Below are 13,904 nucleotides of genomic sequence, written 5' to 3'. Positions count from 1 at the left end.
GCCCGCGAACGTGCTGACCCGGGACTGGACCGCGCCGTGGCCCCTGGACCTCAGACGGGTGCTACGGCCGGTCCGGCGCGGGCCGAACGACCCGGCGTTCCGGATCGACCGCGACGGGACGTTCTGGCGCGCCTGCCGCACGCCCGAGGGGCCGGGGACGCTGCGGCTGCGGCAGCGGGGGAGCGTCGTCCACGCCGCCGCCTGGGGCGACGGCGCGGGCTGGCTGCTGGACGGCCTGCCGGACCTGCTGGGCGCCGGCGACGTCCCCGAGGAGTTCGTCGCGCGCCACCCGGCCGTCGCGGAGGCGGTGCGGCGCAGCGCCGGGCTGCGCCTGGCCCGGACGGGTCTGGTCTTCGAGGCGCTGGTGCCGTCGATCCTGGAGCAGAAGGTCCTGCTGGAGGAGGCGTGGCGGGCCTGGGGGTACCTGCTGCGCCGGTTCGGCGAGCCCGCCCCCGGTCCGGCGGAGTCGACCCGGGGGCTGCGGGTCCCGCCGCCGCCCCGGGTCTGGGCGCTGATCCCGTCGTGGGAGTGGCACCGCAGCGGGGCCGAGCCCGTCCGGGCCCGCACCATCGTCGGCGCGGCCCGGATGGCGGACCGGCTGGAGGCCGACCCCTCGATGGAGCGGCTGACCTCCCTGCCGGGCATCGGGGTCTGGACGGCCGCCGAGGCCCGCCAGCGGGCGCTGGGCGACGCCGACGCGGTCTCCGTCGGCGACTACCACCTGCCCCGGATCGTGGGCCGGGCGCTGTGCGGCCGCCCCGTGGACGACGCCGGGATGCTGGAGCTCCTGGCCCCGTACGCGGGTCACCGGCACCGCGTCATCAGACTGCTTGAAGTTCACGGCGCGCGTGCCGAGCGTCGCGCTCCGCGTCTTCCGGTGCGGGACTACCGGCGGTTCTGAAAGAGGGCTGGGTCCTCCGGCGCAGCCGGAAGTTGTTCGGGGCCCAGTCCAGCCCGTCGCGGGTGTCGGCGCCGAACAGGACGCCGAGCAGCCCGAACGCGGCCAGGGTCAGGACGAGTGCGATGAGGGTGAGCATGACAGGAACCGTCCTTCACACGAGTCGTGGGGTGTGGGGGGCGAGCCTTGGCCGGGGCTCTGTGGACGTTCCGCGCGGTTCGTACCTTTAGTTTGACTCCGTCCAACATGTAGGTCCAGCGATCTTTACTGCAGGGTTCGTGTAAGAATTCCTTCACGATGCTCGATCTGGAACGGCTCCGGGCGCTGCGCGAGCTGAAGCTGCGCGGCACGGTCGGCGCTGTCGCCGACGCCCTCGGGTACACCCCCTCGGCGGTCTCCCAGCAGCTTGCGCAGCTCCAGAAGGAGGTGGGCGTGCCGCTGGTGGAGAGGGTCGGCCGCCGGCTGCGCCTGACCCGGGCCGGGGAGGTGCTCGCCGAGGAGGCCGACGGGCTGCTGGCCGCCGCGCAGCGCGCCGTCGAGTCCAGCCTGGCCGCCAGCGGGAGGGTGGCCGGGACGGTCCGCGTCGTCGGTTTCCAGACGGCGCTGCTGCACGTGCTGTCCCCCGCGCTGCCCGGCCTGGCCGCGGAGTACCCCGACCTGGTCGTGGAGATCCTGGACGAGGAGTTCCAGCGGATGCTCCAGGCGCTGGTGCTCCAGGAGATCGACGTCGTGGTCACCGACGAGTACTCCCATCTGCCGCGCCCGCGCCGTCCCGAGCTGACCGCCGAGGTGCTCGTCACCGAGCCGATGCGGCTGGCGATGTCCGCCGACCACCCGCTGGCGGCCTCCGGCGACCCGGTGCGGATGGCGGACCTGGCCGACACCCCGTGGGTGACCGGTCACCTCGGCACCAACCACTCCGACCTGCTGGACCGCGCCTGCGTCGAGCTCGGCGGCTTCCGGCCCCGCATCCGCATCCGCTCCAACGACCTGCTGGTGCTGCGCGCGATGGTCGCCAACGCCGGGGCGGTGTCCCTCATGCCGGACCTCGCCCTGGCCGAACGCGAGACCGGCGTGGTGGTCCGCGATCTGGCCGACGCCCCGGTCCGCCGCCGGATGGTCATGTGGTGGCGGGTCGGCGCGGAGGTGCGGCCGTCGGTGCGCGCGGTGCTGGAGGCGTTCCGCCGGTCGGCCGACGAGCTGGTGGAACGGCGGCCCGGCCTGGTGCGCGGCATCCCGGCGGGGGAGCGGTCGCCGTTCCCTGGCCCGGGCGGGGAATAGATCGCCGCGGCCCGTCGCTGTCCCGGACGTCGATCGTTTGGGCCTCCCCGCCCGCCCCGAAATTATGACGATTGGCATAGAGTGCCCGCATGGACGCTGGTGTGACCGAATCCGCCTTGCGACGGGCGTTGGCGCGGGCCCGTGACGGCAAGACCCTCGACCCCTCCGAGGCCACCACGCTGCTGCACGCCCGCGGCGCGCAGCTCGACGACCTGCTCGCCTACGCCGCCCGCACGCGCGACGCCGGACTGGAGGCCGCCGGGCGGCCGGGCGTCATCACCTACAGCAAGAAGGTCTTCATCCCGCTGACCCGGCTGTGCCGGGACCGCTGCGGGTACTGCACGTTCGCGACAGTCCCGCACAGGCTGGAGTCGCCCTATCTCAGCCCCGACGAGGTGCTGGAGATCGCCCGGCAGGGCGCGGCGATGGGCTGCAAGGAGGCGCTGTTCACCCTCGGCGACCGGCCCGAGGACCGCTGGAAGGCCGCCCGCGAGTGGCTGGACGCGCACGGCTACGACGACACCCTCTCCTACGTGCGCGCCATGGCCGTGCGGGTGCTGGAGGAGACCGGCCTGCTGCCGCACCTCAACCCCGGCGTCATGAGCTGGCGGGACCTCCAGCGGCTCAAGCCCGTGGCGCCGTCCATGGGGATGATGCTGGAGACCACCGCGACGCGGCTGTTCAGCGAGAAGGGCGGGCCGCACTTCGGGTCGCCCGACAAGGACCCGGCGGTGCGGCTGCGGGTGCTGGAGGACGCCGGGCGCGTCAACGTCCCGTTCACCACCGGCATCCTGATCGGCATCGGCGAGACGGTCGCCGAACGCGCCGACGCCCTGTTCGCGATCCGCAGGACGATGCGGGAGTACGGCGCGATCCAGGAAGTGATCATCCAGAACTTCCGCGCCAAGCCCGACACCAAGATGAGGGCGATGCCGGACGCCGAGCTGGAGGAGCTGGCCGCCACCATCGCCGTCGCCCGCCTGGTCCTCGGCCCGAAGGCCCGCCTCCAGGCCCCGCCGAACCTGGTGGACGACGAGTACGCGCTGATGCTGCGCGCCGGCATCGACGACTGGGGCGGCGTCTCCCCGCTGACCCCCGACCACGTCAACCCCGAACGCCCCTGGCCGCAGATCGACGAGCTCGCCGCGCGGACCGCCGAGTCCGGCTTCACCCTCCGCGAGCGCCTGACGATCTACCCCGAGTACGTCAACCGGGGCGAGCCGTGGCTGGACCCGCGCCTGGCCGGGCACGTCGCCGCGCTCGCCGACCCGGCGACCGGGCTGGCCCGCGAGGACGCGCGTCCCGAGGGCCGCCCCTGGCAGGAGCCGGACGGCGGGTTCGCGGCGTCCGGCCGCACCGACCTGCACGTCGAGATCGACACCACCGGCCGCACGAGCGACCGCCGCGAGGACTTCGACGAGGTCTACGGCGACTGGGACGCCGCCCGGGAGCGCATCGGCGCGCCGGTCCGGTTCGACGCCGACGTCCGGGCGGCCCTCGCCGCCGCCGAGCGGGACCCGGCCGGGCTGTCCGACGACGAGGCGCTGGCGCTGCTGCACGCCGACGGCCCCGAGCTGGACGCGCTCGCCGCGCTCGCCGACGACCTGCGCCGCGAGGCCGTCGGCGACGACGTCACCTACGTCGTCACCCGCAACATCAACTTCACGAACGTCTGCTACACCGGCTGCCGGTTCTGCGCGTTCGCCCAGCGCCGCACCGACGCCGACGCCTACACGCTCTCGCTGGAGCAGGTCGGCGACCGCGTGGACGAGGCGTGGGAGGCCGGGGCGACCGAGATCTGCATGCAGGGCGGCATCCATCCCGACCTGCCCGGCACCGCCTACTTCGACCTCGCGCGCGAGGTGAAGAAGCGCGCCCCGGGCATCCACCTGCACTCCTACAGCCCGATGGAGGTCGTCAACGGCGTCGCCCGCACCGACCTGTCGGTCCGCGAGTGGCTGATCGCGGCGAAGGAGGCGGGCGTGGACTCGCTGCCCGGCACCGCCGCCGAGATCCTCGACGACGACGTCCGCTGGGTGCTGACCAAGGGCAAGCTGCCCACCGACCAGTGGGTCGAGGTCGTCACCACCGCCCACGAGGTCGGCCTGCCGACGACCTCCACGATGATGTACGGGCACGTGGACACCCCCGCCCACTGGGTCGCGCACATCAAGCTGCTGCGGTCGATCCAGGAGCGCACCGGCGGGTTCAGCGAGTTCGTGCTGCTGCCGTTCGTGCACCACAACTCGCCGATCTACCTGGCGGGCCTGGCCCGTCCCGGCCCCACCGTCCGGGAGAACATCGCCGTCCACGCCCTGGCCCGGATCCTGCTGCACGGCGCGATCCCCAACATCCAGACCTCCTGGGTGAAGCTCGGCGAGGAGCTGTGCACGCGCGTCCTCCAGGGCGGGGTCAACGACCTGGGCGGCACGCTGATGGAGGAGACCATCAGCCGCATGGCCGGGTCGGAGAACGGCTCGTTCAAGGCGATCAGCGAGCTGGAGGCCATCGCCGAGCGCGCGGGCCGTCCCGCCCGCCAGCGCGACACCCTCTACGGCGAGGTCCCCGCCGAACGCGTCGAGGCCGCCCGCCGCACCGACGGCATCGGGCATTTCGGGAAGCTGCGGAACCTGCCGCTGGTGAGCTCGTGACGCCCGTGTTGTATTACTGACCCCGTGGAGAAAGAGGCGAAGCGGCGGCGGCCCGTCGTCCGGGCGGCCGCCGTCGCCGTCGCCGTCGCGGCGGCCGGGGGCGGGGTGTGGGCGTCCGGGGCGTTCGGCTCCTCCTGCGACGGCTCGCCCGTGGAGATCCGGATCGCCGCGCAGCCCGGGCTCGCGCCCGCGCTGAACGAGATCGCCTCCCGCTTCAACGCCGAGGGCCGCCGGGTCGGCGAGGACCGCTGCGCCCGCGCGGTCGTCGAGCCGGTCGAGCCCGCCGAGTACGTGCGCGCCCCGACCGGCGCGGACGTGTGGATCCCCGAGTCGGGGCTGTGGCTCGGCGCGGCCCGGAGGAAGGGGCAGCGGAACGTCCCGCCGTTCGGCCGGTCGATCGCCACGACCCCGGTCGTCCTGGCCGCGCCCCGGCCCGTCGCCGCCGAGCTGCGCGACGCCGACGTCACCGCGAGCTGGCGGCTGCTGCTGCGCGACCGCGCCGGGGGCCTGGAGCTGGTCCGCCGCGCCGTCGACCCCGCCCGCGGCATGGCCGGGGCCGTCACGGCGCTCGGCCTGGCGCGGGCCACCGGCGGGCAGGCCCCGCCGCGCGAGGTCACCCGGGCGCTGCTGCGCGCCACCCCCAAGGCGGGGCCGTTCGACGGGATCACCGCCGCCGAACGCTTCGACCGCCATCTGGTCGCCGCCGGCGAGCAGGCCGTCGTCGCCTACAACCAGGCCCACCGGCCGAACCCCCTGGCGGCGCTCGCGCCGCGCGAGGGCACGCTCCTGCTGGACCACCCCTACACGGTCCTCACCAAGGACTGGGCGCGCGCGGACGCCGCCGAGGCGTTCCGGTCGACGCTGGGCGCGCGTGCGGCGCTGGACGTGCTGCACCGCGGCGGGTTCCGCACCCCGGAGGGCACGTTCCCCGCCGCCCACGCCCAGCGCCTCGGCCTGCCCGCGGAGATGCCGAGGATCCTGCGCCTGCCGACCCCGAAGGAGATCGAGCGGGCCATGGCGCCCTGGCGCTAGCGGACCTCGATGAACGCCGCCGGGTCGCGCGGCGGGCGACCGCGCGGGGGAGCGGCGGCGTGGCCGACACCGACCGCGCCCATCGGGTCCCACCCGTCGGGCAGGTCCAGGCACTCGCGGACCACGTCGCGGCAGAACATCGTGCTCGACACCCAGCACGAGCCCAGCCCCTCCACGGCGAGCTGCACCAGGAGGTTCTGCACGCCCGCGCCGGTCGCGACGACGAACATCTCGCGCTCGGCGGCGGCGCGCCGCTCGTCGGGGTAGTCGTGCGAGCCCTCCATCACCAGGCACGGCACGATCAGGTAGGGCGCGCGGCGCAGCACGTCGCCCCGGCGCAGCCGCCTGGCGATCGACTCCTCGGTGAAGCCGTCGCGCCGCAGGTCCGCCTCCCACGCGTCGCGCATCGCGTCCAGCAGTCCGGTCCGCGCCTCCTCCGACTCCAGCAGCACGAACCGCCACGGCGTGGTGTGGTGCGGCGCGGGCGCGGTGATCGCGGCGGCGACGGCGCGGCGCACCGCCTCCCCGTCCACCGGCTCGTCGGTGAACTCGCGGACCGTGCGGCGCGCGTACAGCACGTCGGCCGCGCCGTAGCGGAACATGTCCTCCGCCGAGGGGCGCACCAGCGCCCGCGCGCCCGGCCCGTCCTCCTCGGTCACCAGCGGGCCGAGGCCCCGCACGACCGCGATCGGCACGCCGTCGAGCTTGCCCTTCACCAGCTCGGCGGCCGAGGCGATCTCGTCGGCGACGGCGGTGACGGTCGCGTTCAGCGGGTTGCCGTGGGCGTCCTCGCGGCCCCGGAAGTCGTGCAGCGGGCGCAGCCCGGCGACGCCGATGGCGTTGTCGGTCAGCCCGTTGCGCCAGGGACGGCCCATGGTGTCGGAGACGATCACGGCGACGTCGCGGCCGGTCCGCGCGCGCAGCGCGGCGCGGATGCGGCGGGCCGAGGCGTCGGGGTCCTCCGGCAGCAGCAGGACGGTGCCGGGCGCGGTGTTGGAGGCGTCCACCCCGGCGGCGGCCAGCACCAGGCCCTGGCGGGTCTCCACGATCCGCGTCTCGCCGCCGGCGTGCCGGCGCCGGGCCACGACCCGGACGGTCTCGGCGTCGATCGCCTTCTCCCGGTCGTCGGCGACCAGGACGCGGCCCTCCGCCTTGCTCACGATCTTGGAGGTGACCACCAGCACGTCGCCGTCCTCGACCATGCCGGCCGGGACGAACGCGGCGATGTCGTCGCCCTCCCCCACCTCGGGGACATCGGGGATCCCGAACACCCGCACGTTCACGCGGCCGACTCCCCCGACAGCTCCCGGGCCAGCCCGACGGCGGCGGCGGCGATCGCCCGGGTGGCGTCGGCGTCGCTCATCAGCAGCGGGCGCGACCGCACCGCGATCCCGTCCACCGCCACGCCGGCGTCGGCCTCGTCGACCAGCCAGCCGTCCAGCAGGTCCGGCCCGTAGTGCTCGGCGACGGCGCGGGCGGAGGTCTCCACGCCGATCGCGGTCAGGCACGCGTCGGCCATGCCGCGCACCGGGGCGCCCCCGATGATCGGGGAGACGCCGACGACGGTCTTGGCGGCGACCGCGTCGCGGACGCCGGGGATCGCCAGGATCGTGCCGACGCTCACCACCGGGTTGGACGGCGGGAGCAGCACGAAGTCGGCCGACTCGATCGCCTTCAGCACGCCCGGCGCGGGCCTGGCCTCGTCCGCGCCGACCGGGACGATCGACCGCGCCGGGAGCGCGGCGCGCAGCCGCACCCACCACTCCTGGAAGTGGATCGCGCGGCGGCCGTGCTCGGGGTCGTCGACCACGACGTGCGTCTCGACCTGGTCGTCGGTCATCGGGATCAGCCGCACGCCCGGCTTCCACCGGTCGCACAGCGCCTCGGTGACCGCCGACAGCTTGTACCCGGCCGCCAGCATCTGCGTCCGCACGATGTGGGTGGCGAAGTCCCGGTCGCCCAGCCCGAACCAGGACGGCCCGACGCCGTAGGCGAGCAGCTCCTCCTTCACCGTGAACGACTCGCCGGCGCGGCCCCAGCCCTGCTCCTCGTTGATGCCGCCGCCGAGCGTGTACATGACGGTGTCCAGGTCGGGGCAGACCCGCAGCCCGAACAGCGAGATGTCGTCACCGGTGTTGCCGATGACGGTGATGTCGGCCTCGGGGGCGGCCGCCTGCAGTCCGCGCAGGAAGCGGGCCCCACCGATGCCGCCCGCCAGCGCCACGATCCTCATGCCGATCAGCCTAAGGGCCGCGGCGGGCCGGGCCGGACACCGCCCGGCGATCAAGGGTGGGGCGGCGGTCAGGGCGGGGATGTGCGAAGCTTTTCGAAGAAACCGTTTGCCGTGACCGTGACAGCACCGCCGGGAGATGTCGCCGTGAACAAGGAAGCCGTCCAGCGCCTGCGCGAGCCCGCCGCCTGGGTCCTGCTGGGGGCCGCCGGACTGCAGCTGCTCGCCGGACTGATCGCCCTGCTGGCGGGCGGCGTCAGCGGCGAGATCGCCGGCCAGGAGGTCGGCAGCTCGTTCAAGTCGCGCGCCCTGGCCGAGATCACCGGCGGGTTCTTCACCCACACCGGCCAGGTGCTGCTGGTGGTGCTGGCGGTCGCGCTGTCGGTGTGGGCGACCGAGACCAGGCAGGCCCGCACCGTGGTGATGGGCGCCCTCGGCGTGCTGGGCGGCGTCGCGCTGTTCGGCGTGGTCGCGTGGCTGAGCGCGATGCTGGTGCCGTCGGGCCTGGCGAGCGCCGCCGACAAGCTGGCGGTGTTCCTGTACGGCGCGGCGCGGCTGGCGGTGGTCGGGCTGGCGATCTGGTTCGTCCTGACGGTCTTCAAGGGGATGCAGCCCGCGCGCCCGCAGGCCCAGCCCGGCCAGGTGGGCCAGGGCGGCTACCCCGATTTCGGCCAGCCGCAGGGGCAGCAGTTCGGGCAGCCCCAGCAGCAGTTCGGCCAGCCGGAGCAGGGCCAGCAGTACGGCCAGCCCCAGCAGTTCGGCCAGCAGCCCCAGCAGCAGTACCAGCAGTACGGGCAGCAGCCGCAGCAGGGGCAGCAGCCCGCCGAGGAGGAGAACGTCGGCGAGTGGACCCGCGCCTACGGAGGGGCGGGCAGCGACACCGGGCAGCCGGGTTACGGACAGCCCGGACAGGGGTACGGACAGCCGCAGCAGGGGCAGCAGCCGGGCCAGCAGCCCGGCGAGCAGCCGCCGAACGAGGGCGGGGACTGGTACCGCGACAACCGTCCGTCGTAGTGATCTCCTGATTACCCCAGGTGAAGCCGCGTTTATCTGATCTCTGGTCAAAGCAGATCGCGGTGCTACCCCAAAAACCCCTCTTTGTCCCTTCGGAAACTGGTTCCGCTTGACGGGGCAGGCACTACACACGTGTAATTTCGTGGGTGTAGTTCTATGCCTTCTCGGGGGATGGAGCTGGAGGGAAGGCATCGACCAGGGGGCTCCACGGGCTAGGAGGTGCGCTGTGAGCGAGGTGGTCATCCCGCTGGCGCACGGCACAGACGGCGAAGAGTTGGGCTGGCAGGAGCGCGCGTTGTGCGCGCAGACGGACCCGGAGGCGTTTTTTCCGGAGAAGGGCGGCTCCACTCGCGAGGCCAAGAAGGTGTGCCGGGCATGCGAGGTACGGGCCGAGTGCCTTGAGTACGCGTTGCAGCACGATGAACGTTTCGGAATTTGGGGGGGTCTGTCGGAGCGGGAGCGGCGGAAGCTGAAGCGTCAGGCCGGATGACGGCCGGCCGCCGCGGGCAGGGGGCCCGCGGCGGACCGCGTTCCGCCCCGCCGTCCCGGCCCCTGCCGGGGCGGCGACGGGACGCACGGCGCCGTGCGAGGGGGAGGCAGGGCATGCGCGCACGCGCGAACGCGGGTGGGCCGGCGCCGACCGGAACCGACTGACCAGGACCGACCGACGAGAACCGACCGAACCGATACCGCTACCGAACACGAAGCGACGGCCCGCGCGTCATGCGCGGGCCGTCGCGTCACCACGGGAGGGATTCCCTCCTGTCACCGGCCGGACGATCGGGGGTCTCCGCGGTCACGGAACGTCCGGCCGGAGTTCGGCGGGGGCGGTCGCGGGTCAGCGCACGCCGCGGCCCGGGGTCACGACCTGCGGCTTGCCGCAGTCGTTGCCGACGCCCTTGCACACCTTGAAGGTGATCTTCTTGATGTTGGCGGCCTTGACGCCGGTGGCCACGCTCTGGGGCTTCAGCTTCGCCCCGAACGGCACCTTCCGGGTGATGTCCTTGCCGGCCTTGCGGTCGATCGTGTACTGCAGGGAGGCGCGCATCTTCAGCCGGTTGTAGCCGGAGTAGTTGATCCGAACGTTGCCCGGCAGGAAGAGGACCTGGCCCTTGACGCGGACGGTGGACATCGCGTTGCACTTGCCGGTCTTCGGCAGACACACGTCGAAGGACTTGACGGGCTTGCCCGTGGCGTGGATGTCGGCGTGCGCGGTGGCGGTGCCGAGCATGCCCGCGCCCATGGCCAGGCCGAGGCCGCCGACGACGGCGGCGCGCTTGACGGCGATCGCAGGGGAGAAGCTCATTTTCTCATCCTTTTCGGATTGAGGGAGGGAAGGGCGGAGCAGGGATGTTCCGCCGTTCATTCCGGAAACGGGGGTCGGGTACTCGCATTTCTGGAGATCGTTCCGGGCCACGGGAAAACGCTGTTCGCGCTCATCCATGGATTTCGGATGCCCTTCCACAGCCTGCCGGCCGGCCGGGTGGGGCGCCCGCGCGGGAGGGCCGGGCGGCGGCTCGGCCACTTTCCGGTCCTGCGGGCCTCGCGATGGCGTACCCGCAGGTCCGTGAGGAAGACGCCGGGCTGCGCGACGGGTCCCGGCCGGGACGGCGGTCAGCGCCTGCGTCGTACGGCTCGACATCTGCCTTCTCCTTTCCCGCGAAGATCGGACACGACCGTGGGGAACGGTATGGAGTCCCGCGTCCCGGGCGCCAGGAACCATGGCACTAATGCGCCTGGTGCCTGACTCCCAATTTCCGGGCGGCGGCGCGCCCACATCGCCTTTCTTCTTGTTGCGGCGCCGGCGGCGGTGACAGGATCCCGGTGAAATACGGCACCGGATTCAGGAATCGGTGGCCGGTGAGGCGACGGGCCTCGGACCCGGCAGGGGAGGCCGGGGCCGAGGCCCGTCGTCGTGGGTGAGCGGGAGCGGGGGGATCAGGCGGAGGAGCCCGACAACACCCGGTGGAGCAGCAGCAGCGGGCCGGCGCCGGTGCCGCTGCGCCAGGTCTTGCCGAAGTCGTTGGAGCGGCTCGCCTTCCAGGTGTTGCCGGTGCCCTTGTTCTTGACCGTGCTGTGCTCCAGACCCTGCCCGGCGGCGTACTTCACCTTGCGCTTGGCGCGCATCCCGGTCGCCGACCCGGTGGTGATCATGTCGTCGTCGGAGGCGCCGACCAGCGTCCACTCGGTGCCGCCGGAGCCCTGCGGGTTCTGGCCCGCCCAGCGCAGGAACCCGCTGTTGGGACGGACGTCGCTGCACTGCTCCCAGCCGCGCACGGCCAGGCAGCTGGTGCCCCAGCTGGTCCCGGTGTGCGGGGTGCTGTAGGTGACGGCGTACCGGACGATCAGGCGGTCGGGCCAGTCCTTGTTGGCCCCGTACCGCCGGGTGCCCTCCAGCGCGGCCCGGATGACCAGCCCGCCCATGGAGTGCCCGACGACCGCGACGGGCTTGCCGCTCTTGCTGTAGTGGTCGTGGATGTCCCAGGCGAGCCGCCGTCCCAGCTCCTGGATGCGCGTGTTGAGATCGCCCTTGAACTTGCGCGTGCAGCGGGTGTCCTTGGCGTAGTACCCCCACGTGATCATGGGGGTGGTCCAGCCCTTGGCCCGCAGCGCGGAGATGGCGTTCTTCCACGTGCTGTCGCAGTTGATCTGAGCGTCCCCGGCCCGGCTGTGGTTCCAGTCGATGCCGTGCACGAAGTACACCGGGAGGGCGCCGGCGGCCGAGGCGGGGGCGGCGGTCGCGACGGCGGCGACGGCGGTGGCGGACAGCGCGGTGGACAGGACGGCGGACAGCGCGGCTGACCGCGCGGCGCGGGAGGGCATGGCGGCGTCCCTTCGGGTGGTGCGGAACGGCCGTGATCGCCATGATCAGGGCCGTTGATCACCCTGTCGGGAGTCGGGGGAGGCCGGTAGGTACCCAGGCACTATTCACCGCCGTGCGGGCAGGGGCGCGGACGGGCACGGGGCGGCGCGGAGAAGGGGCCCGCGCGGGTCAGTCGTCGGGGGAGTCGTAGCTCGGGTCGACCGACTCGGGGGCCAGGCCGAGGAGGTCGGCGACCTCCTCCACCAGCAGGTCGCGCACCAGCCGGGCCGTCTCGCGCTCGCCGGAGGCGCGCACCTCGACGGGGCGCCGGTAGACCACGATCCGCACCGGCCGGCCCGTGCCGCCGGACAGCGTCGCCGACAGCGGCACCGGCCCCTCGGAGCGGGGCTCCACGTCCGGGACCTCCATCACGGCGAACTCGACATGGGCCAGCTCCTGGTCCCAGCGTTCGGTCAGCCGGCGCACCTCGTCGTGGACGAGGTCGTCGAAGCGTTCCGCGCGGGTACGGGAGATCGGCGCCAACGGGGGCGTCAGGGGGCCGCGGAGGCCGCGACCGTGACGGTCACGACGCCGCACGCCAGCCACACGGGATCGCACGGTTCCCAGCTTACCGCCCGTCTCCGGAAGCCGTCCGGCCGCGCCCGGCCAGGCCCGGGGGCGCCCGGCCCCGCCGCGTTGGTACTGGAGCATCAGACGACCTTAGGTTTTGATCAAATTTTTGGGCCTGGAGTACCAGGTGGAGCCACTCCAGGAGAGCATGGGGCCGCCGGAACCGCCCGGTCCGGTTCATGATCGTGGCTAAAGTGACACAACGGTGCCCCCAGGGCACCGATGGGCCGATGATTGACGAAGGGTCGCTTTCGGTTGGGTCCCTCAACGTCGGATTCGGACGCGGACGGGCCCGTCCCGTCCCCGTTCCCTTCCTGGGACGAGGCGGTGGTCGTCGAGGCGCCCGGCCGGGCGCCGGGCGCCGCGCCGAACCCGTTCACCGGACCGGGGTCGTTCCCGGGGCCGGGGGCGCTGGCCTCCCGGCGGCTGCGGCGCAGCCGGGACCGGCTCACCCTCGCCGTCGCCGCCGCGCTGGGCCTCGGCCTGCTGCTGGGCGGGGGCGGCTGGGTGGTGGCCGTCCGCGGCCCCTCCTGTGACCCGGCGGCCCTGCTGACGGTGACCGCCGACCCCGCCGTCGCGCCCGCCGTCACCGCCGTCGCCGCCTCCCTCAACCGGGCGCGCCGCAAGGCGGGGCGCTGCGCGGCCGTGAAGGTCTCCGCCGGGCGGTCGGGGGAGACCGCGGCGCTGTTCCGCACCGGCCGGGGCACCCCCGACGTGTGGATCCCCGACTCCTCGCTGTGGCTGGACATGCTGCCGCGCGCGATCCGGCCCGCCGCCGGACGGCCCCCCGCCTCGGTCGCCTCCTCGCCGCTGGTGTTCGTGCTGACCACCGCGGACGCCCGGCGGCACCGCTCCGAGCTGGACCGGCGGGCCTGGGCGGCGTTCGGCCCCGGCGTCGCCGCCGACCGCGTGTTCCACGCGGCGAGGGCCGCCACGCCCCGCTACCTGCTGCGGGTCCCCGACCCGTCGCGGACCGGGGCGGGGATGCTGACGCTGCTGGCCCTGGAGTCCACCGTCCACGCCACGACGGCGCGCGGCGTCACCGCCCGGTTCGCCGCGACCATGCGCACCGTCCGGACGCTTCCGGACGGGACGGACCTGGGCGCGGCGCTCACCGGCGTGGGCGAGGACGGGCCCGCCGAGGTCGCCGTGGTCCCCGAGCACCGGGCGTGGCGGCACACCGGGACGCGCGCCGTCCGGCCCGTCGAGACCGTCTATCCCGCGCACGGGGCCCCCTACCTGGACTTCCCGTTCTTCGTCGCGGCGCGCGGCGCGGCCGACGGCCGGACCGCGGCGGCGCTGCTGGCGGAGCTGCGCGGCGCCGACGGCACCGCCCAGCTCCGGCAGGTCGGGCTGCGCAGCGCG

The 13,904-nt window shown here is 73.9% G+C and carries 12 protein-coding genes; 7 read left to right on the top strand and 5 right to left on the bottom strand.

Going from position 1 to position 13,904, the window contains the following annotated elements:
- Positions 1-10: 10 nt before the first annotated feature.
- The 4 genes from AKI01S_RS22380 to AKI01S_RS22365 all read left to right on the top strand — a co-directional run bounded on the left by AKI01S_RS22380 (position 11) and on the right by AKI01S_RS22365 (position 5,862).
- Complete coding sequence (locus AKI01S_RS22380) at positions 11-901, top strand: DNA-3-methyladenine glycosylase family protein (RefSeq protein WP_067821258.1); 891 nt, start codon at positions 11-13, stop codon at positions 899-901.
- 294 nt (positions 902-1,195) lie between these two features.
- Entirely contained in the window at positions 1,196-2,179 is a 984-nt protein-coding gene (locus AKI01S_RS22375; protein WP_067821254.1) for a LysR family transcriptional regulator, read from the top strand.
- 89 nt (positions 2,180-2,268) lie between these two features.
- The gene (locus AKI01S_RS22370) at positions 2,269-4,830 is read left to right on the top strand and encodes a bifunctional FO biosynthesis protein CofGH (RefSeq protein ID WP_067821249.1); all 2,562 of its coding nucleotides are present in this window, start codon (positions 2,269-2,271) and stop codon (positions 4,828-4,830) included.
- Between the two features lie 24 nt (positions 4,831-4,854).
- Positions 4,855-5,862 carry a substrate-binding domain-containing protein gene (locus AKI01S_RS22365; protein ID WP_067821246.1) on the top strand — a complete coding sequence of 336 codons (1,008 nt, stop codon included), beginning with the start codon at positions 4,855-4,857 and terminating at the stop codon, positions 5,860-5,862.
- Here the strand turns inward: AKI01S_RS22365 and AKI01S_RS22360 are convergent.
- Together AKI01S_RS22360 and cofD are read right to left on the bottom strand one after the other, a co-directional pair.
- Positions 5,859-7,145 carry a coenzyme F420-0:L-glutamate ligase gene (locus AKI01S_RS22360; RefSeq protein WP_067821244.1) on the bottom strand — a complete coding sequence of 429 codons (1,287 nt, stop codon included), beginning with the start codon at positions 7,143-7,145 and terminating at the stop codon, positions 5,859-5,861. The genes AKI01S_RS22365 and AKI01S_RS22360 overlap by 4 nt on opposite strands.
- Entirely contained in the window at positions 7,142-8,095 is a 954-nt protein-coding gene (cofD, locus tag AKI01S_RS22355) for a 2-phospho-L-lactate transferase (RefSeq protein ID WP_067821241.1), read from the bottom strand. Before cofD ends, AKI01S_RS22360 begins: the two co-directional genes overlap by 4 nt.
- A 144-nt stretch (positions 8,096-8,239) precedes the next feature.
- Between cofD and AKI01S_RS22350 the strand changes: the two genes are divergently transcribed.
- The gene (locus AKI01S_RS22350; protein WP_067821235.1) at positions 8,240-9,106 is read left to right on the top strand and encodes a hypothetical protein; all 867 of its coding nucleotides are present in this window, start codon (positions 8,240-8,242) and stop codon (positions 9,104-9,106) included.
- Positions 9,107-9,332: 226 nt separating this feature from the next.
- Positions 9,333-9,596, top strand: coding sequence for a WhiB family transcriptional regulator (locus AKI01S_RS22345; protein ID WP_067821232.1), 264 nt, complete (start codon positions 9,333-9,335; stop codon positions 9,594-9,596).
- 348 nt (positions 9,597-9,944) lie between these two features.
- On the opposite strand, the gene AKI01S_RS22340 is transcribed toward AKI01S_RS22345, so the two are convergent.
- From AKI01S_RS22340 to AKI01S_RS22330, 3 genes are all read right to left on the bottom strand, one after another.
- On the bottom strand, positions 9,945-10,412 hold the full coding sequence (locus AKI01S_RS22340; protein WP_067821229.1) for a hypothetical protein: 468 nt from the start codon (positions 10,410-10,412) through the stop codon (positions 9,945-9,947).
- Between the two features lie 632 nt (positions 10,413-11,044).
- Positions 11,045-11,929: an esterase/lipase family protein gene (locus tag AKI01S_RS22335; RefSeq protein ID WP_067821227.1), complete on the bottom strand. Its 885-nt coding sequence runs from the start codon at positions 11,927-11,929 to the stop codon at positions 11,045-11,047.
- 169 nt (positions 11,930-12,098) lie between these two features.
- On the bottom strand, positions 12,099-12,515 hold the full coding sequence (locus AKI01S_RS22330) for a metallopeptidase family protein (RefSeq protein WP_067821224.1): 417 nt from the start codon (positions 12,513-12,515) through the stop codon (positions 12,099-12,101).
- A gap of 351 nt (positions 12,516-12,866) precedes the next feature.
- Here AKI01S_RS22330 and AKI01S_RS22325 point away from each other — a divergent pair.
- Positions 12,867-13,904: substrate-binding domain-containing protein (locus tag AKI01S_RS22325; RefSeq protein ID WP_157420012.1), on the top strand; the 1,038-nt coding region annotated here is incomplete at its 3' end.

The organism is Actinomadura kijaniata NBRC 14229, from assembly GCF_001552175.1.
GTDB classification, from domain to species: Bacteria; Actinomycetota; Actinomycetes; order Streptosporangiales; family Streptosporangiaceae; genus Spirillospora; species Spirillospora kijaniata.
This window is presented reverse-complemented; position numbering and strand designations above follow the sequence as displayed.

Coding starts and splice junctions, on each gene's coding strand:
- AKI01S_RS22375 (WP_067821254.1), top strand. CDS start 1,196: ATGCTCGATCTGGAACGGCTCCGGGCGCTGCGCGAGCTGAAGCTGCGC.
- cofD (WP_067821241.1), bottom strand. CDS start 8,095: ATGAGGATCGTGGCGCTGGCGGGCGGCATCGGTGGGGCCCGCTTCCTG.
- AKI01S_RS22340 (WP_067821229.1), bottom strand. CDS start 10,412: ATGAGCTTCTCCCCTGCGATCGCCGTCAAGCGCGCCGCCGTCGTCGGC.
- AKI01S_RS22335 (WP_067821227.1), bottom strand. CDS start 11,929: ATGCCCTCCCGCGCCGCGCGGTCAGCCGCGCTGTCCGCCGTCCTGTCC.
- AKI01S_RS22370 (WP_067821249.1), top strand. CDS start 2,269: ATGGACGCTGGTGTGACCGAATCCGCCTTGCGACGGGCGTTGGCGCGG.